General features: G+C 69.5%; 16 protein-coding genes. All 16 read left to right on the top strand.

Annotation, left to right across the window (positions count from 1 at the left end):
- Positions 1 to 719: 719 nt before the first annotated feature.
- The gene (locus BQ7391_RS03465) at positions 720 to 938 is read left to right on the top strand and encodes a helix-turn-helix domain-containing protein (RefSeq protein ID WP_075279314.1); all 219 of its coding nucleotides are present in this window, start codon (positions 720 to 722) and stop codon (positions 936 to 938) included.
- A gap of 78 nt (positions 939 to 1016) precedes the next feature.
- Positions 1017 to 1265, top strand: a complete 249-nt coding sequence (locus tag BQ7391_RS03455) for a helix-turn-helix transcriptional regulator (protein WP_071129839.1) — start codon at positions 1017 to 1019, stop codon at positions 1263 to 1265.
- Positions 1266 to 1270: 5 nt separating this feature from the next.
- The gene (locus tag BQ7391_RS03450) at positions 1271 to 1786 is read left to right on the top strand and encodes a hypothetical protein (RefSeq protein ID WP_075279313.1); all 516 of its coding nucleotides are present in this window, start codon (positions 1271 to 1273) and stop codon (positions 1784 to 1786) included.
- A 14-nt stretch (positions 1787 to 1800) separates the two neighbouring features.
- Positions 1801 to 2589 (top strand): ATP-binding protein, encoded by a 789-nt coding sequence (locus BQ7391_RS03445; RefSeq protein WP_075279312.1) that lies wholly within the window; start codon positions 1801 to 1803, stop codon positions 2587 to 2589.
- A 201-nt stretch (positions 2590 to 2790) separates the two neighbouring features.
- Positions 2791 to 3324 carry a hypothetical protein gene (locus BQ7391_RS03440; RefSeq protein WP_006234633.1) on the top strand — a complete coding sequence of 178 codons (534 nt, stop codon included), beginning with the start codon at positions 2791 to 2793 and terminating at the stop codon, positions 3322 to 3324.
- A gap of 57 nt (positions 3325 to 3381) precedes the next feature.
- Positions 3382 to 3933, top strand: coding sequence for a hypothetical protein (locus BQ7391_RS03435; protein ID WP_075279311.1), 552 nt, complete (start codon positions 3382 to 3384; stop codon positions 3931 to 3933).
- Positions 3930 to 5747 carry a VirD4-like conjugal transfer protein, CD1115 family gene (locus tag BQ7391_RS03430; RefSeq protein ID WP_075279310.1) on the top strand — a complete coding sequence of 606 codons (1818 nt, stop codon included), beginning with the start codon at positions 3930 to 3932 and terminating at the stop codon, positions 5745 to 5747. Before BQ7391_RS03435 ends, BQ7391_RS03430 begins: the two co-directional genes overlap by 4 nt.
- A gap of 83 nt (positions 5748 to 5830) precedes the next feature.
- Positions 5831 to 6046, top strand: a complete 216-nt coding sequence (locus BQ7391_RS03425; protein WP_006234636.1) for a hypothetical protein — start codon at positions 5831 to 5833, stop codon at positions 6044 to 6046.
- A 12-nt stretch (positions 6047 to 6058) separates the two neighbouring features.
- Positions 6059 to 6484 carry a PrgI family protein gene (locus BQ7391_RS03420; protein ID WP_073293314.1) on the top strand — a complete coding sequence of 142 codons (426 nt, stop codon included), beginning with the start codon at positions 6059 to 6061 and terminating at the stop codon, positions 6482 to 6484.
- Positions 6453 to 8930 carry a VirB4-like conjugal transfer ATPase, CD1110 family gene (locus BQ7391_RS03415; protein WP_073293312.1) on the top strand — a complete coding sequence of 826 codons (2478 nt, stop codon included), beginning with the start codon at positions 6453 to 6455 and terminating at the stop codon, positions 8928 to 8930. The genes BQ7391_RS03420 and BQ7391_RS03415 overlap by 32 nt, the downstream gene beginning before the upstream one ends.
- Before the next feature lie 2 nt (positions 8931 to 8932).
- Positions 8933 to 10534, top strand: coding sequence for a glucosaminidase domain-containing protein (locus BQ7391_RS03410; protein ID WP_075279309.1), 1602 nt, complete (start codon positions 8933 to 8935; stop codon positions 10532 to 10534).
- Positions 10535 to 10543: 9 nt separating this feature from the next.
- A complete protein-coding gene (locus BQ7391_RS12470) occupies positions 10544 to 11263 on the top strand; it encodes a hypothetical protein (protein WP_200799570.1) in 720 nt (239 codons plus the stop codon).
- A 2-nt stretch (positions 11264 to 11265) separates the two neighbouring features.
- A complete protein-coding gene (locus BQ7391_RS03400) occupies positions 11266 to 12267 on the top strand; it encodes a VirB6/TrbL-like conjugal transfer protein, CD1112 family (protein WP_075279308.1) in 1002 nt (333 codons plus the stop codon).
- 109 nt (positions 12268 to 12376) lie between these two features.
- Positions 12377 to 12835, top strand: a complete 459-nt coding sequence (locus BQ7391_RS03395) for a DNA gyrase (RefSeq protein ID WP_075279307.1) — start codon at positions 12377 to 12379, stop codon at positions 12833 to 12835.
- Positions 12836 to 12847: 12 nt separating this feature from the next.
- Positions 12848 to 15589: a VaFE repeat-containing surface-anchored protein gene (locus BQ7391_RS03390; RefSeq protein ID WP_075279306.1), complete on the top strand. Its 2742-nt coding sequence runs from the start codon at positions 12848 to 12850 to the stop codon at positions 15587 to 15589.
- Positions 15590 to 15661: 72 nt separating this feature from the next.
- Positions 15662 to 16393 (top strand): class B sortase, encoded by a 732-nt coding sequence (locus BQ7391_RS03385; protein WP_075279305.1) that lies wholly within the window; start codon positions 15662 to 15664, stop codon positions 16391 to 16393.
- Positions 16394 to 16532: the final 139 nt, after the last annotated feature.

Below are 16532 nucleotides of genomic sequence, written 5' to 3'. Positions count from 1 at the left end.
CCATATATAGCAGCAGGCGTAGCTTCGATTGAAACTACGCCTGCCACCTGGTGCTATAACGAGAACGTATGTTCTATACCCACTCGATGACTAACCCAGTCCGAGCACTACCGATGCGTGTCGCGTCATACCGCCTAAGAGCTGATTCGTTCAGAAAAGGTTCAGGGTGATCGTCGAGTTTATTGCACCCTCGCGTTTTACAAAAGAGAGTACAAGGCCCTTTAGCTCGAATTATTGCATTTAGAACCCCGCCGCTCATCCATCCTAGCTTGCCCAAACAACCCTCCCGCGATGTCCATGTTCCAACGGATGGGTACCATTTATCCGGGTGCACCTGGGGCAACGGGCCGGCAGGCCCGCGCAAGGTCGCTCGCAGAACACGCAACATCAAACACGACAGAAGAGGCGAACGACAGATGCCGGACCCCGGACGACAGCACCGCGGAAGACGAGCATTCCGACCACAACCGAACAACTCCAGCTACTAGGCAGGCGCCCGCATGGGCGCCTTTTACTTTTCGGGGACTTAGCTGCCAGCTAAGGCACGCGGCTCATGGCCGTTTCGTGAAGACACGACCAGCTTGACCCACCTCGACCCGTCTCAGCTCCTGCCGTGCTCACCAATCGACATCAGGCGGTTCAATCGTCGCGCAGACGAAAAGGGACACGGTGCCGTGCGGTGTGCTCGCGCGGTGCCGCACGGGAAGATTGGAGGAACCATGGCACACACAGCCGAATGCGTCGCGCCCGAGGGCAACCAAGATCGCGACGAATGGATGACGGTGATCGAGATGCAGGAGTACATGAGGGCAAGCCGAAACAAGGCGTACGACCTCATCTGGTCGGGAGAGATCGACTCGTACAGGCTCGGAAGGAAGCTCCTGGTTTCGAGGGCGTCCGTGGACGCCTACATCGAATCGAGGAGCGGCAGGAAATGACGGCGGCGACCGCCCCGGGAGCCGCCCGCGGCCGGGCACGCGAGGGAGCCTCGAGACGAAAGGAGCTCGAGGACGACCATGACCAAGAGCACTAGCAGGAGCCAGGTGAGGCTCATCGCATCGACCAACGCGATATTCGGCGCCGACGAGGCGTGCGCGATGCTGCGCATCAGCCGCGACGCCATGTACCGGCTCGCAAAAGACCCCGACGACCCGTTCCCAATCCGCTACATCGGCGGCAAGACGCGCGACGGCATCGTGCTGCACGACGAGCTCGTCGCATGGGTCGAGCGCAACAGCGTCGTCGGCTCGCCCAGAAGGGGCTAGCGCCGATGGCGGCCGCAGGCCCGAGGGGGCGCGACGGCCCCTCCCCGCGCGAGTTCACGACGGTACGGCACTTCATGATGGCGGACCTGGGCCTCTCCGGCCTTCCCCTGCTCGTCTACGCGCGCATCTTCGGCTTCTGCGATGCCGGGTGCGGCTACTTCGAGAGCAAGGGCGGCCTGGCCCGGTTCCTCAACGTGCAGGAGCGCAGCGCATACCGCGCCATCCGCGACCTGCTCGAGCAGGGCCTCATCGAGGAATGCGGCGTGCACGCCCCGGCGCGCGGGCACGCAACCAAGCGGTACCGCATCGTGCGCGAGAGGCTGCCGCCCGGAGCGCTGGCAACCCCTGACGATTCGTCAGGGTTCCCGGCGCGAAAGGGTGACGAGATGACAGGGTTCACCGCGAACAAGGATGACGAACCGTCAGGGTTCGCAGCCCGAACCCCTGACGAGATGACAGGGAAACCCCTGACGATATGCCACCCAATAAGCAAAAGGGACAACAAGGACTTCAGAAGATAAGGAAGGGGCGCCCGATGGACCGAGCGGGACTCATCACCCTGGAGCAGGCCCGTGCGGCCGGGCTCTCCTTCGACGAGCCGGAGCCGAGGGCGTGCCCGCACTGCGGCGCCGCCCTCGAGCCGCTCGGCGCGGCGCTAGCAGGCAGGGTCGCCTGGGTCTCCGCCGCCCCCTGCCCGTGCGAGGGCGCGGTCAGCGAGCGGGAGGCCGAGGCGCGAAGGCGCGCCAACCTCGCCGCCAAGGAGGAGGAGGCCCGCCGGGAGAAGGTGCTCGCGCGCGCGGGCATCCCCAGGCGCTACTGGGCCGCCGAGGCAGACCGCCCCGAGTTCGCCGAGTACATCGCCTCGTTCGCGGGCAACGGTGGCGCCGGGCTCTACATACACGGGGGCGTCGGTGCCGGCAAGACGCACGCCGCCTCCGCCATGGCCAGGCTGTTCGCCGAGGCGGGCTACGAGGTCGCCTTCACGACCGCCAAGGGCATGCTCGAGCGCGTGAAGGCGACGTTCGACGAGGGCGGCACCGAGGCCGCCGTCGCGCGGTACGCCAAGTGCGACGTCCTCGTGCTCGACGACCTCGGCAAGGAGGACGCGACCGAATGGTCCGTCGGCACCGTGTTCAGCGTGCTCGATGCGCGCTACGAGGACATGCGCCCGACCATCGTCACGTCGAACTACGCGCCCGGCGCGCTGGCGGACAGGCTCGCGAGGCGCGGCGAGCGCGTCACGGCAGAGGCCATCGCGAGCAGGATCTCCCAGACCTGCAGGCCCGTCTACCTGGGCGGAAGGGACAGGCGCCGGCGCGGCTGACCTGTGCGCTTCCCGTGGAGGCGCGGACGGCTCGACCCAGCTCGACCCATCGCGGGCGGCCCCGCCCTCCGACGCAATTGAAATCGCTATACACGTCTTGGGCGGCGCCGACGCGCCAGCACGCACGTCTGCTCCGACTCGCACCGTGCCCCCATCGCGAGGACGCCGCCCGCCAAGCAACAAACGAAAGGCGGAGGGCCCATGGACGGCTTCGAGAGGATAACCGGCCGCGAGCACGACGGGCTCGTGGAGAAGTGCCAGGAGAACGGCTGGCTCAAGGTCGGCGGCTTCGACTGGCAGGACGACCCGTTCCTCGAGGAGTACCCCTACGAGTTCTCCCGCACGGACAGCGTCGACAGGCTCCGCGAGGCGCTGGGCTCGGGCAACTGGGCCATACGCCAGGGGTTCTGCTACCGCGACCTCGCGTTCATCCAGCAGGTGAACGGCGGCGACGAGTGGTGGACGCTCAAGCGCGACGGCGACGCGTGGACCGGCTTCGAGAGCTGGAGCTTCGGCGCCATCGCCCAGGAGCCCGAGCGGTTCGAGCGCGCCATGCGCGACATGTGCGAGGCGACGCCGGAGCAGTGCCGCAGCGGCGAGTGGGCCCATCTGCACGAGAAGTCTCCCGAGCCGCTGGCGCAGCGCGCCGCGTCCGCCCGCGAGGCGAGCCGCGCGCACGCCGGGCAGGAAGCCCGCGCCCCAATGGCGCGCGAGAGGGCCGTCGGGGCCGAATAGGGACGACCGGGGCGCGAAGGCGCCCCTTTTTCATCTCGACTGGAAGGGAGGCGCGGGATGGCGAGCGACTACGGGGACGAGGCGGGCGGCAAGCTGCTCGACTGGATGCTGAGGATCGGCCAGGAGGCCGGCGCCGAGGCAATGGCGCGCAGCGCGAGGGAGCTCTCCGAGCGCCTCGCGGGAATCCGCGGGACCATCGCCGGCGGGCGCGCCGAGGCCATCGCGGCCGACGGCGTGCCGACCTACGCGAAGCTCAGCCTCGAGGAGCTCTCTGGGCTTCCCGAGTACGCGACGATCAAGGAGGTCGTCTCCGACAAGCTGCGCGCCGCGTCGGTCGAGCACCACATCATCCCCGGCGAGGGCCGCGACTGGCTGCTCTTCAAGGTGGAGGACGCCCCCGAGGTCGACGAGGCCTTCCGCCAGCTGGAGCAAGAGACGGGCAAGGCCGCTGACCGCGCGAGGGAGCGGCTAGCCGAGATCGCCGAGAGGCGCCAGGAGCCCGAGCGGCTGGCGGAGCGCGCGGAGCGTGCGCGCGAGGCGTCGAGGGCCCACAGCCAGGACATCGGCCGGGACCGCGGCCCGCGCCAGATCGAGGGGCCCGAGAGATGAGGTGGCAGGCGGCGGCCGCGCTGGCCGCAGCCGCGTTCGCCATGGGAGACGCAGCGGCCGCGGCAATAGCGGCGTCGGGCGCGAACCCGATCCTCGACCCGGAGGCCGCCATGGCGGCGATCCCGGCAGCGCTCCGCGCGGGACACGTCTTCTCCGCGGAGGCGCTTCCCCTGTGCGCCGGGACCGCCTGCGCGTGCGGCGCACTTTTCGCCTGGGCCCGCTCACTGGGGACCAAGGGGGCCCGGCGCGACGGCGAGGAGCACGGTAGCTCCAGGTGGGCCACGCGCAAGGACATCGCGCCCTTCGGCGACCCCAAGGACCCCGACAACAACATCATCCTCACCGACAACGCGCGCATCCGCCTCGTGAGCCGCAGGTTCGACCTCTCCACCGACACCAACGACAACGTGCTCGTGGTTGGAGGACCCGGCACCGGCAAGACGCGCTACTACGTCAAGCCGAACCTCCTGCAGGCCAACGCCAGCTTCTTCGTGACCGACCCGAAGGGCACGCTCATCCGCGAGATGGGCGGCGCGCTGGCGGAGCTCGGCTACGAGATCCGCGCGTTCGACACCATCGACTTCACGCGCTCCATGCGCTTCAACCCCATAGCCTACATAAGCGACGAGGCGGGAGTCATCCGCTTCGCCCGCGGCATCGTCGCCAACACCGAGGGCGAGGCCGACCACAAGGGCGACCCCTACTGGGAGAAGGCCGAGCGCCTGGTCTACACCGCGCTCACGGCCTACCTCGTCATGCACTGCGAGCCCGCCGACCGGAACCTCGACGGGCTGCTCACGCTGCTCTCGCTCGCCGACGCCCGCGACGACCCGGGCTACATGAGCCCGCTCGACATGGTGTTCCGCGAGCTGGAGACCGGCGAGCGCTACGTCAGGCGCGGCGGCGCCTCGGCGGAGGGCGGTTCGCTGCGCGGCTTCGCCGAGGAGGACGGCGCGTGGGAGTGGGTCAAGGTCCGCGAGCCCGCGCCCCCCGACGACTTCGCGCTCGCGAGCTACCGCGAGTTCCGCGTGGCCGCCGGCGACACCATGAAGTCGATGCTCTCGAGCTGCAACGTCCGCCTGAAGCCGCTTTCCATCCGCGCCGTGCGCGACCTCACCTCCAAAGACGAGCTCGACCTCGCCCACATGGGCGACGAGGGCGCGAAGGTCGCGCTCTTCGCGTCTATGAGCGACACCGACTCGACCTTCGACTTCCTGTTCGCCCTGCTCATGGACACAGCCGTGAGCGCGCTTTGCGCCGAGGCGCTCGAGGCGCACGGCGGCTCGCTGCCCACGACGGTGCACTTCGTCTTCGACGAGTTCGCCAACATCGGGCGCATACCAGACTTCGAGCGGACCATCGCCGTCACCCGCAGCAGGAACATCGCCGTCTCGATGATCGTCCAGTCGCTCTCGCAGCTGAAGGAGACCTACGGCGACAACAACGCCGAGACCATCGTGAACGCCTGCGACACGCTGCTCTACCTGGGCGGCAAGGCGAACGAGACCAACGAGGAGATCAGCAAGATGGCCGGCAAGCAGACGGTGGCGAGCGAGACGCAGAGCGACTCGCGGGGCGCCGGCTGGACCCGGACCGTGAACCGCGGCATCTCCGAGCGCGACCTCATACAGCCCGCCGAGGTGGCGCGCATGCCGCGCGAGGACGCGCTCGTGCTCGTGAACGGGTGCATGCCGCTCATGGACCGGAAGTACCGGCTCGAGCGCCACCCGCGCTCGAGCCTGCTCGAGGAGGCCGCGCGCCGCGGCCCGTTTGACTTCGCGGAGTACCGCAGGCGGAAGGACGGCGCCTCGTGACGGGGCCGCGACGGCGCGGGCCTCCCCCGCCGCGGGGGAGGAACAGCAAGGAACATCGTCAACCGAAAGCAAAGGAGAACAGCATGCTCGCAAACGTCATCAAGCTCGTGTCGGGCTGCGTGACCTTCCTCGGCGGCTTCCTGGTCGTGTGGGGAGCGGTCTCGCTCGGCCTGGCCATCAGGGAGCAGCAGGGCGGCCCGCAGATCGCGACCGCCATTTCCACCATCGCCGGCGGCGCGATCATCATCGCCGCGTCGGTCTACTTCGGGCAGCTGGACACGTCCTGGCTGCCGGCATAGGGGGCGTCGCGGATGGCGCTCCGGATACCGGTGCAGAAGGACATCGGCGAGTACGAGGAGAAGATCGTCGGGAAGATGAGCCTGCGCACGCTCGCATGCGTGTCGCTCGGCTTCGGCAGCGCGGTCGGGGCGGCGGCCTTCGTCCACCTGGGCCTGCACGCCGACGTCGCGGACGCGGCCTTCCCGATCATGCTCTGCAGCATGCCGTTCTGGCTCGCCGGGTTCTGGCGGCCCTTCGGCATGCGCGCCGAGGAGCTGCTGCCGCTTTTGGCGGCACACGAGCTCTCCCCGCAGCTGCTCGCGTACGAGCCCTGCCTCGCCGGGAGCCTCCCCGAGGGCTCGCCGCGCCCGGGCCGCCCGGGACGTCGCGCGAGGCGCAGGGCAAGGAAGAAAGGAGCCGAGCTCTATGAGCCGAGCAAGAAGCAACAAGGAGAATAGGCCGAAGCGCCCGAGCACCCTCGGGCTGCTCCTCGGCGGCACGGGCGGGCGCAAGGACGCCTCGAAGGGCGCGGAGGCCGAGCGGCAGAGGCGCCGCCGGGAGCGCGACCGCTCGCGCGAGATGGCCGCCTACGTCGGCTACGACGCCATGTACAGGGACGGCATCGCCCAGGTGATGCCCGGGGTGTTCAGCCAGACGGTCGAGTTCTCCGACATCAGCTACCAGTCCGCGCGCAAGGAGGCGCGCGAGACGGCCTTCACCGTGATGAGCTCGCTGTTCAACTACTTCCCGGCGGACTCCCACGTGCAGCTCCAGGTAGTGAACGCGCCCATCCCCGCCGACGAGGTCGGCCGCAAGGTCTTCTTCGAGCCCGGGGAGCGCGCCACCGCCGGGCTCGCCGAAGAGTACAACCGGATCCTCAACGACAAGATGCGCGAGGGCGTCTCGAACCTCGTGCGCCACCGCTACCTGACCTACGCCGTGGGCGCCGACGACGTCGACGCCGCGGTGCCCAAGCTCGCGCGCATCCGGGGCGACGTGGAGCAGACGCTCGCGCGCATACGCTGCTCGTCGCGCGCCCTCGACGGCGTCGAGAGGCTCGAGCTTTTGCAGGGGCAGCTGCGCCCGGGGTCGCGCTTCGAGTTCTCCTGGGACAAATTGTCCCCGACGTCGGGAGCGCGCACGAAGGACTTCGTCATGCCCTCCACGCTCGACTTCAAGCCCGAGGGCAGGTCCGACTGCTTCCGCAGCGACGGGCGCTACGGCGCGGTGCTCGCGGTGCGCAGCTTCGGGTCGGTCATCGAGGAGACCTACCTCGCCTCCATCATCGACCTGCCGCTGCCGCTCAACGTGACGCTGCACGTGCAGCCCATCGCGCAGAGCGAGGCGCTCGCGCTCGTGAAGCGCCAGATCGACTGGATGGACAAGGAGATCATCGACGAGCAGATGAGCGCCGTGAAGAAGGGCTACGACTACCAGATCCTGCCGCCCGAGCTGCGCTTCTCGAAGGAGGAGGCCGAGGAGCTGCTCGACTTCCTGCGCAACAAGTCCGAGCGCCTGTTCGTCTACACGGGCCTCGTCTACACCTGGGCCGACAGCCTCGAGGAGCTCGACCGCCGCGTCCAGCAGGTGACGAGCGTCGCGCAGGGCTGCACGATCGGCCTCGAGCCGCTCCACTTCCGGCAGCGCCAGGCTCTCAACTCGGTGCTCCCGCTCGGGGACAACCACGTCACCGTGAGCCGCTACCTCACCACGGGGCAGGTGGCCATGCAGATGCCCTTCGCCAGCCAGAGCCTCGACGAGGCGGGCGGAGGCTACTACGGGCAGTCCAGGGAGAGCGGGAACCTGGTGCTGTGCGACCGCAAGCGCCTGGCGAGCCCCATGGGCTTCGTGTGCGGCAAGCCCGGATCGGGCAAGAGCTTCTCGGTGAAGCGCGAGATAACCAACACCGTGCTCGCGCACCCCGAGGACGAGGTCGTGATCTTCGACCCGGCCGGCGAGTACGGCAACCTCGTCGGCGCGCTCGGCGGCGCGAACGTCGAGCTCGCCCCGGGATGCTCGGCGGTGCTCAACCCCCTCGACACCGCCGACGTCGCGGACCGCGCCGACGCCGCCAAGCTCGCGTACAAGACCGACGCGGTGCTCGCGCTCTCGAGCGCGCTCATGGCCGAGGGCCGCGAGGGCCTGCCGGAGCGCGACCGCTCGATCATCGCCCGCTGCGTCGGCGAGGCGTACCGGGAGTGCGCGAGGGACGGCCGCCTGCCCACGCTCGGCGACTTCCACGCGGCGCTGCTCGCTCAGCCCGAGCCCGAGGCCGCCGACATCGCGCTGCGCTACGAGCGCTACGTGAAGGGCGCGTTCTCCTTCTTCAACGGCCAGAGCAACGTGGCGCTCGACAACCGCATCACCAACATCGACATGCACGGCCTCGGCCAGAACATGCGCGTGTTCGGCATGATCACGGCGCTCGAGATGGTGCGCAACCGCGTGATGGTAACGCCGCCGCGCCCCAACTACACCTGGCTCTACATCGACGAGGTGCAGAGCCTCTTCGCGCACCCGACGGTGGTCGAGTACTTCGCCCGCCTGTGGCGCGAGGGGCGCAAGTTCGGCCTCATCTGCACCGGCATCAGCCAGAACACGAGCCACATGCTGGCCAACGCCGAGGCCCGCGACATGGTGCTCAACTCCGAGTTCTTCCTGCTGCACAAGCAGTCCACCGCCGACCTCGACGCATGGGCGGAGATGCTCCAGCTCTCCGCCACGGAGCGCGGCTACATCGGCGACGCCGTCAAGCCCGGCGAGGGCCTGCTCATCAGCGCCGGGATCCGCGTGCCCATCACCGACGACTTCCCGAAAGGCCCGCTCTACGACCTGTGGAACACCAAGCCCGCAGAGGTCGCCGAGCGCGAGATGCGCCGGGCGGCGCGAGAGGCGGAGGAATAGGAATGGCCGGCCCGAGCGAGGGCGGCGGGATGCTCGAGGTGGTCGGGGCGCGGCGCCGCGACGTGCTCACCGCGGGCGACGTCGCGGAGACCGAGCGCGACGCCCTGGGAAACGTCTCGGAGGGAGCCGGCCCGCTCGACCAGGCGGGAGGCTCCGCCGCAACGGCGAAGGGGCGCCCTTCCAGGCCCGACGCGCCGGAAGGCGGGCTCGGGGACAAATTGTCCCAACCCGCCGGAGACCGGCGCGCGGCGGCAGCGATGCGCTCGCGCGTCGAGGCGGCGAAGCTGGCGATCGCCCGGGAGGCAGTCTCCCAGCTCGACGACTCGGAGGAGCTCGAGGGCGCCTCGGGCATGTACGACGCGGGGCATGCGGCCAAGAAGGCCGCGGGAAGGCTGCGGCAGAGGAAGGCGAAGAAAGCCGCCCAAGGCAGCCGCAAGGCGGCGACCGCCCTCGGCGCCCCAAAGGGAGGCGCGCGCGGCCCCGAGGCAGCCGGCGCGACCGCCCCGGCCAAGCACCAGGCGGCCCAGGCGGCCGCGCAGGCGTCGGGCGAGGCGGCCCGAGCCGCGGGGTCGAAGGGCGCCGCCTCCGCGATCGCGGGCGCGGTCTCGGGCGCGGCGCCCGCCCTGCTCGGGGCGGTGGCCGGTATCGTGGCCTTCGTCGCCTGCGCGCTCGCCGTCGCGCAGCTGCTGAGCGCGCTGTTCGGCTTCTGGGACGACGCAGCCTCCAAGCAGGGCCTCGAGGGGCTGCCGCCCTACATCACCTACGAGATGGTCGAGGCGGCGCTCGAGTGCCAGGAGGAGTACGGGCACCCGGCGGGCTGCACCATCGCGCAGATCATCCAGGAGTCCGGCCAGGGCGACCGCATGAGCCAGCTCGCAGAGCGCGACCACAACCTCTTCGGCATGAAGTGGTGGTCGGGCTACGCGGGCTGCCCCGAGGTGGCCGGCAAGGCGAACTGGGCCACCAGCGAGGAGTACGTGCCCGGCGAGCACACCCAGATCACGGCGAGCTTCATCCGCTTCGCCGGCGACGCCGAGTGCATCCGCTTCCGCAGCAGGGTCTTCCTGCAGGCGGAGCGCTACTCGGGCAACGCCCTCATCCGCGAGGCGATCGAGAGGCACGACTCGGACAGGATGGCCGAGGGGCTCAAGGACGCCGGCTGGGCGACCGACTCGTCCTACGTCGAGTCCCTGAAGTCGATCATGGCGCAATGGGGCCTCTACAGGCTCGACTCCATGACGGTCGAGGACCTGAAGGACCCGGCCGCGAACGGGAACGCGATCGTCGAGGCGGCGTACAGCCAGCTCGGCGTGCCCTACGTGTGGGGAGGCTCGACCCCCGGCAAGGCGCTCGACTGCAGCGGGCTCACGCAGTACTGCTACGCGCAGGCGGGCATCCGCATAAGCCACTACACGGGTTCCCAGTACGAGGAGCTCAGGCGCATACCGCTCTCGGAGGCGAAGCCCGGCGACATCCTCTACCGCTCGGGCCACGTTGCCATCTACATCGGCGACGACAGGTACATACACGAGCCGCGAACGGGCGACGTGTGCCGCATAGCGAGCGGCATCGGCAGCTTCAGCTGCGCGCTCACCGCGAGATAGGAGAAACCAATGCAGGGAAAGTCAAGGGTCATGGCCGCCGTCGCGGCAGGCGCGCTCACCGTGGCGCTCGGCGCGGGCGCGGCGCGCTGCGCCATCGCCCCGCAGGAAAGCCCCCAGGAGCTGGCGCCGCCCGCGATGGCCGGCGCCCCTGAAGGCACTGGCTCGGAGACTGGAAAGGCGACATCGGGCGCCGAGGCGCTCTGGAACACCGCGTGGACGGGCGCCGACGACCCGACCGCCACGCTGCGGATCGTCGAGGGCGCCATGGTGGAGAGCGCGGACGGCACCGAGCGCGCCTGGTTCTTCTCGGCCGAGGAGCCCTCCGAGGCCGGCGGCGTGCTCAGCGTGCCCATCGACGTCAAGGGAACCGGCGACAAGGCGGGAGGCCTGTCGCTCATCCAGGTCTCGGGCGGCGGGGACGCCCGCACCCTGGCCTGCGACCTCCTGACGCAGGCCTACGTGCCCCAGAAGGCGCAAGACGGAGCGTTCTCCGTGACCGGCACCGACGACCGCCTCTCCGAGGCGCTGGGCGCGGACGTCGCCGCCATCGAGGAGGCCGTCGCCGGGAAGGCGGCGAAGGTGTCCCCGCAGGCGACGGGAGCCACCTGGGACAAGGAGGTGTGGCTCGACTACGCCTGGAACGTCGCGTCGACGACCTTCACGCTCGACGACCCCGCCTCGACGGTGGTCACCGTGGTTTCGCGCAGCGGCTCGCTGGAGGCGATGTAGCCGTGCGGGCGCTTGAATCGCGACGCCGAAGGGTCTTCGCCGTCTCCGCCGCGACCGCCTTCGCCCTCTGCGCGCTCCTGCTCGTCCCCGCGCAGCCGGCATACGCCGACATAGCCGGGGACGTCAACGATTGGCTGTGCGGCCTTCTGCGCGACTGCTGCAACTGGATGTTCAAGGCGCAGACGGGCGTGCTCGGGTCGATCGGCGCGAACGGGATCCTCTCGGCCGACTTCGCGCACATGCTCACGAGCTCGAGCGACCTGACCATGCACGACGTCGCCCGGGGCGTATGGCAGGTTGCCATCCTGCCGATCGGGTGCGGGGTGCTCGGCCTGGTCTTCACCCTGAAGCTCATCGAGATATCCCAGCGCATGGACGGCAGCCAGAGCCTTCCCGGCGTCAAGGAGGTCGTGTTCCTCCTCGTGTTCTTCGCCGTGTTCCTGTTCCTCATACAGAACAGCTTCGACCTGATGGCGTCGATCTACGAGGTCTGCGGGCTCGCCATCGACCGAGTCGAGGCGCTCTTCGGCGCCGGTGGCGCGCTCGACCTGCCCGAGGTGTCAGTCGTCACCACCGACGACGACATCCCGTCGCTCATCGCCATGCTCGTCGTGAGCCTCATCAGCTGGGTCGTGGTGCTGGCGGCCTACGTCGTCGCCCTCGTGGTCTGCTGGGCCCGCGCGCTCCAGCTCTACATCATGGCCGCGTTCGCCCCGATCCCGCTGGCGTTCCTCGGCATGGACGCCACGCGCCAGATAGGCCTTGGCTACCTGAAGAGCTTCGGGGCGGTCTGCATCGCCGGCGTCATCATCCTCGTGCTGCTCATATCGTTCCCGCTCGTGCTCGGCGGGCTCACCGGGGCGAACCCCGGGACGGGCACCCCGGCCGACGCGGTCGCGAACGGGCTCACCTACGCGCTGCAGTACCTGGCCATGTGCGTGCTGCTCATCCTGGCCCTCGTGAAAAGCGGCTCCTGGGCGCGCGACATCGTGAGCGGCTTCTAGCGGAAAAGCGAGGAAGGGGGCGGTCGCCATGAGATAGGGGCGCCGCGCCGGGGCACGCGTCCCGGCGGATGAAGACAAGGACCGATTGAAAACGAAAAGGAGGAAAGACATGGAAGAGAGGAAGAACGTGTACCTCTCGCTGCACAAGAGCTTCGTGCGCGAGGGCATCGAGTACACCGACCGCGCGACCGGCGAGGCCAGGACCTTCAACTCGGCGACCCTTCCCAAGGGCACCGTCGTCGACGGCATGGACGTGGGAGGCTACGAGTTCAGCCCCATGTTCGTTAACGAGAGCCGCTTCAAGGGGGCCGACTTCCGGGACATACCGCTGCTCGCGAACCGCGAGGTGTGGCTGAGGAAGACGGTGATGGGCCCGGACGGCCAGCCCGAGCTCGACGAGGGCGGACGCGCGGTCAAGGACACCGTGAAGGTCATGCCGGCGCAGCTCAAAGAGGCCGTTGACGCAGGGCGCTCGCGCTACCTCGCGGAGCGCGCCGAGCACGCCCGCCAGGCGAGCCGCGCTACCGAGCACGAGGCGCCCCGCGCACAGCGAAGCGTCGAGAGATAGGGAGGCGGAAAGATGAACGCAGCGAAAGACTGCACCCTGCAGGAAAAGCTCCTCCGATGCGCCATGGCGCTCATCCTGGCGGCGGGGGCGCTGCTCGCCTCCGTGGCGGCCTCGCCCGCCTACGCCGCGCCGAGCACGGTAGACGTGTCCATCGGCGGCAAGATCCCCTACGGCGGCTTCGCCACCACGTGGATGAGCGCCGACGGGAACATCGCCTACTGCGCCGAGCCCTCGTCCCCGACGCCCGCGCCGGGCTCCTACTCGACGAGCCCCGTGCCGAGCGGCGACGTGACAGCGGCGATCTGGTACTCGTTCGGCTCTCCCGGCTTCGACGCGTCGATGTTCCCGGGCAGCTGGTACGACGGCGGCGGCTGGGACGACGCGAAGTACGCCGCGGCGAGCCACGTGCTCATCGCCTACGCCTACTCTGGGTCCGAGTCGGCTGCCACGCACGGCACGAGCGCCGAGTTCGCCTCCTGGGCGAAATCCGAGCTGATCGGCGGGACCTTCGCCAAGATGAAGGCGGGCGCCGGCAGGGTCTCCGCCGGGTTCGAGGCGTTCTGCGTCAGGACCGGCGGCGGCTCACAGACGCTCGTGAGCTTCAGCTGGTCCGCAGGCGGCGTCAAGGTCGCCAAAGAGGACTCCGAGGCGGGCGCAGAGCCCCAGGGCGACGCCTCGCTCGACGGCGCGAGCTTCTCCGTCGTTAACGAGACCGGCCGGTACGTGCTGGTCGGCGGCAAGTACTACGCCGACGGAGAGGTCTGCGCCACGATCAAGACCGCGCCCGAGAACGGATCGCACGTCGCCGCGACCGGCGCCGACGCACTTCCCGCAGGCAATTATCGCATCGTCGAGTCCGGAGCGCCCGAGGGCTACGACGCCAGCGACGCCTCCGTCGCGTTCACCGTGAAGGCCGGCGAGGTGCGCGACCTCACGGGCGACCCCGTGACCGACGAGGTCTTCCGCGGCGGCGTGCAGGTGACCAAGTCCGACAAGGAGCTGCAGGCGTCCGAGGCGCTCGCGGGCAGCGGCCACAAGGAGGCGCCTGGCGAGCACCCCGGCCTCGACGGGATCGAGTTCACCGTCACGAACCGCTCGGCGCACAAGGTCCTCGTTGACGGCGAATGGCACGAGCCGGGCGAAGCCGTGGCCACGCTGACCACCGCATGGAACGACGAGGCCGGCGCCTACACCGCGCAGACCGCGGCCGACGCACTGCCGTACGGAACCTACGACGTGCGGGAGACGGCGACGAACGGGAGCTACCTACTGACCGACGGCGAGCCCCGCACCTTCGAGGTCCGCACCGGCGGCGAGATCGTGAGCGCCTCCGCGGACGGCGCCGCGCTCGAGTTCCGCGACCAGGTGGTGCGCAACGACCTCGAGCTCTCCAAGAAGAGCGAGACCGACAACGCCGGCCTCATGGTCCCGTTCGCCATCGAGAACGCGGCCACCGGCGAGACGCACGTGCTGGTGACGGACCGCAACGGCGACGCGTCCACCGCGAGCAGCTGGAACAGGCACTCGAGGGACACCAACGCCAACGACGCCCTGCTCGGCCATGAGGGCCCGATTGCTGCCGCCGACATGGACCCGAAGGCCGGCATCTGGTTCTCGCTCGGCGAGGACGGCTCCTCGGCGCCGGTCGACGACTCGCTGGCGGCACTGCCGTACGGCGCCTACACCATGACCGAGCTGCGCTGCGAGGCCAACGAGGGCCTCGAGCTCATCACCAGGAGCTTCTGGATCGAGCGCGACTCGACGGTGGCCAAGGCCGTGTGGATGGGCCTTGACGACCAGGAGGGCCCGCGCATCTCCACCACAGCAAAGGACGGGGCGGACGGCGACAAGGACGTCTCGGCCGACGCCGAGGCCAAGGTCGTCGACGCGGTGGCCTACGAGGGGCTGAAGGCCGGCGAGGAGTACGAGCTCTCGGCAACCCTCGTCGACAAGGCGACCGGCGAGCCCGTGACCGATGCCTCGGGCAAGCCCGTGGGGGCCAAGGCCGAGTTCGCGCCCGCGCTCTCGACGGGCAGCCAGGACGTAGAGATCTCCTTCGACGCGAGCCTGCTCGGCGGCCGCGACCTGGTCGTGTTCGAGAGCCTTCGCAAGGACGGCGCCGAGGTGGCGTCGCACGCGGACCTCTCCGACGAGGGCCAGACCGTCCACGTCGCCGTCGAGGTGGGCACCCAGGCGGCCGACGCCGCCGACGGCGACCAGGTCATCGAGGCCGGCAAGGCAAAGGTCGTCGACACGGTGGCCTACAAGGGCCTCGTCCCCGGCGAGACCTACATCGCCGTGGGCACGCTCATGGACAAGGGCACCGGAGAGCCGTTCCTCGACAAGGACGGCAACGAGGTGACCGCGCGCACGCCCTTCGAGCCAGAGGCGCCCTCCGGCACCGTCGAGGTGACCTTCGAGTTCGACACCGAGGGCCTGGCCGAGGGAGACGAGCTCGTCGTCTTCGAGAAGGTCCTGGACTCCGCCGGCAACGTCGTTGCGACCCACGAGGACATCGACTCCGCCGAGCAGAGCGTCGTCGTGGACAACCCCGACACGCCCGAGGTGCCCGAGGAGCCCTACGCCAAGACCGGGGCCGACGCCCCCGACGCCACCGGCTACGCCGTGGCCGCAGGCATCGCTCTGGCAGCTGCGGCGGGCGCGGGCGGAGTGCTCGCGTACCGCAAGCGCAAGACGGCCGGCGCAAGCAAGGACGCGGCAGCCGAAGAGCCTGCCGAAGAGCCGGAAGAGTAGCGGCGCCGCATCGATACCGAACCGGAGGCCCTGGGCGCCCGCCCGGGGCCTCCCCTGCGAACGGGGGAGGACATGAACAAAGGGAAAGCCGCCACGGCACTCGCCATTGCCGTGGCGTTGCTGGCGCTGGCGGCGCTCGCCGTCCTGCCGCTGCCCGAGAGGAACCCGTACGGGGTGCACGAGGCGCCTGCTGCGGAAAAGGATGCGGCAATGGAGGCTCAAGAGACGGGAGGCGGCATCGACTGGGACGCCCTTCCCGCCTCCGTCGTCGCTTGGGTGCACGTGCCGGGCACGACCGTCGACTACCCGATCGTCCAGGGCCGGCCCGAATCGCCCGACTTCTACCTCACGCACGACGCCGGCGGCGAAAGATCAGCGTGGGGCGCTCCCTACATCGACGCCGGGTGCGCGCAGGGCGCCGAGAGCCCGCTCGTCATCGTCTACGGGCACCACATGTCCGACGGCACTATGTTCGCGCCGCTCGCGCAATACTCGTCGCGCGGTTTCGCCGAGGGGCACCGCACCATCCGGGTCTACACCCGCGAGAATGCGATCGAGCTCGAGGTCTTCGCGGCTGACGTGGTCGACGCGAGCTCAGAGGGCAAGCGGACCGACTTCGCCGGCGCTGCGGAGCTCGACGCCTACCTCGGGGACAAATTGTCCCAGTGCGAGGTCGTCCTGGAAGATTCGGCGGACATCGCGCATGCCTGGGCCTTCGTGACGTGCAGCTACCAGACGAGCAACTCCCGCACCGTGGTCTACGCGAAGGAGGTGGAAACATGGGATTCGCGCCCTTCGGAATAGGGCCCCTCATGGGGCTCCTCACGCTCACGGCCTACGCCTGCTGCGCAACCGGCGACGACGACCGAGACTAGGACTTGCAGATCGAAACTACAACCGAATATGGCCCTTCGACCCCTTGCCGCTATATCTCGGCAAGGGG

Origin of the sequence: Thermophilibacter provencensis (assembly GCF_900128445.1) — a bacterium.
Classification (GTDB): Bacteria; Actinomycetota; Coriobacteriia; order Coriobacteriales; family Atopobiaceae; genus Thermophilibacter; species Thermophilibacter provencensis.
Note: the sequence above shows the minus strand (reverse complement) of the source record. Positions and strands in the feature narration are given on the sequence as shown.

Excerpts from the sequence above, each read along its gene's own strand:
- BQ7391_RS03465 (WP_075279314.1), top strand. The coding sequence starts at position 720 with ATGGCACACACAGCCGAATGCGTCGCGCCCGAGGGCAACCAAGATCGC.
- BQ7391_RS03455 (WP_071129839.1), top strand. The coding sequence starts at position 1,017 with ATGACCAAGAGCACTAGCAGGAGCCAGGTGAGGCTCATCGCATCGACC.
- BQ7391_RS03450 (WP_075279313.1), top strand. The coding sequence starts at position 1,271 with ATGGCGGCCGCAGGCCCGAGGGGGCGCGACGGCCCCTCCCCGCGCGAG.
- BQ7391_RS03445 (WP_075279312.1), top strand. The coding sequence starts at position 1,801 with ATGGACCGAGCGGGACTCATCACCCTGGAGCAGGCCCGTGCGGCCGGG.
- BQ7391_RS03440 (WP_006234633.1), top strand. The coding sequence starts at position 2,791 with ATGGACGGCTTCGAGAGGATAACCGGCCGCGAGCACGACGGGCTCGTG.
- BQ7391_RS03435 (WP_075279311.1), top strand. The coding sequence starts at position 3,382 with ATGGCGAGCGACTACGGGGACGAGGCGGGCGGCAAGCTGCTCGACTGG.
- BQ7391_RS03430 (WP_075279310.1), top strand. The coding sequence starts at position 3,930 with ATGAGGTGGCAGGCGGCGGCCGCGCTGGCCGCAGCCGCGTTCGCCATG.
- BQ7391_RS03425 (WP_006234636.1), top strand. The coding sequence starts at position 5,831 with ATGCTCGCAAACGTCATCAAGCTCGTGTCGGGCTGCGTGACCTTCCTC.
- BQ7391_RS03420 (WP_073293314.1), top strand. The coding sequence starts at position 6,059 with ATGGCGCTCCGGATACCGGTGCAGAAGGACATCGGCGAGTACGAGGAG.
- BQ7391_RS03415 (WP_073293312.1), top strand. The coding sequence starts at position 6,453 with ATGAGCCGAGCAAGAAGCAACAAGGAGAATAGGCCGAAGCGCCCGAGC.
- BQ7391_RS03410 (WP_075279309.1), top strand. The coding sequence starts at position 8,933 with ATGGCCGGCCCGAGCGAGGGCGGCGGGATGCTCGAGGTGGTCGGGGCG.
- BQ7391_RS12470 (WP_200799570.1), top strand. The coding sequence starts at position 10,544 with ATGCAGGGAAAGTCAAGGGTCATGGCCGCCGTCGCGGCAGGCGCGCTC.
- BQ7391_RS03395 (WP_075279307.1), top strand. The coding sequence starts at position 12,377 with ATGGAAGAGAGGAAGAACGTGTACCTCTCGCTGCACAAGAGCTTCGTG.
- BQ7391_RS03390 (WP_075279306.1), top strand. The coding sequence starts at position 12,848 with ATGAACGCAGCGAAAGACTGCACCCTGCAGGAAAAGCTCCTCCGATGC.
- BQ7391_RS03385 (WP_075279305.1), top strand. The coding sequence starts at position 15,662 with ATGAACAAAGGGAAAGCCGCCACGGCACTCGCCATTGCCGTGGCGTTG.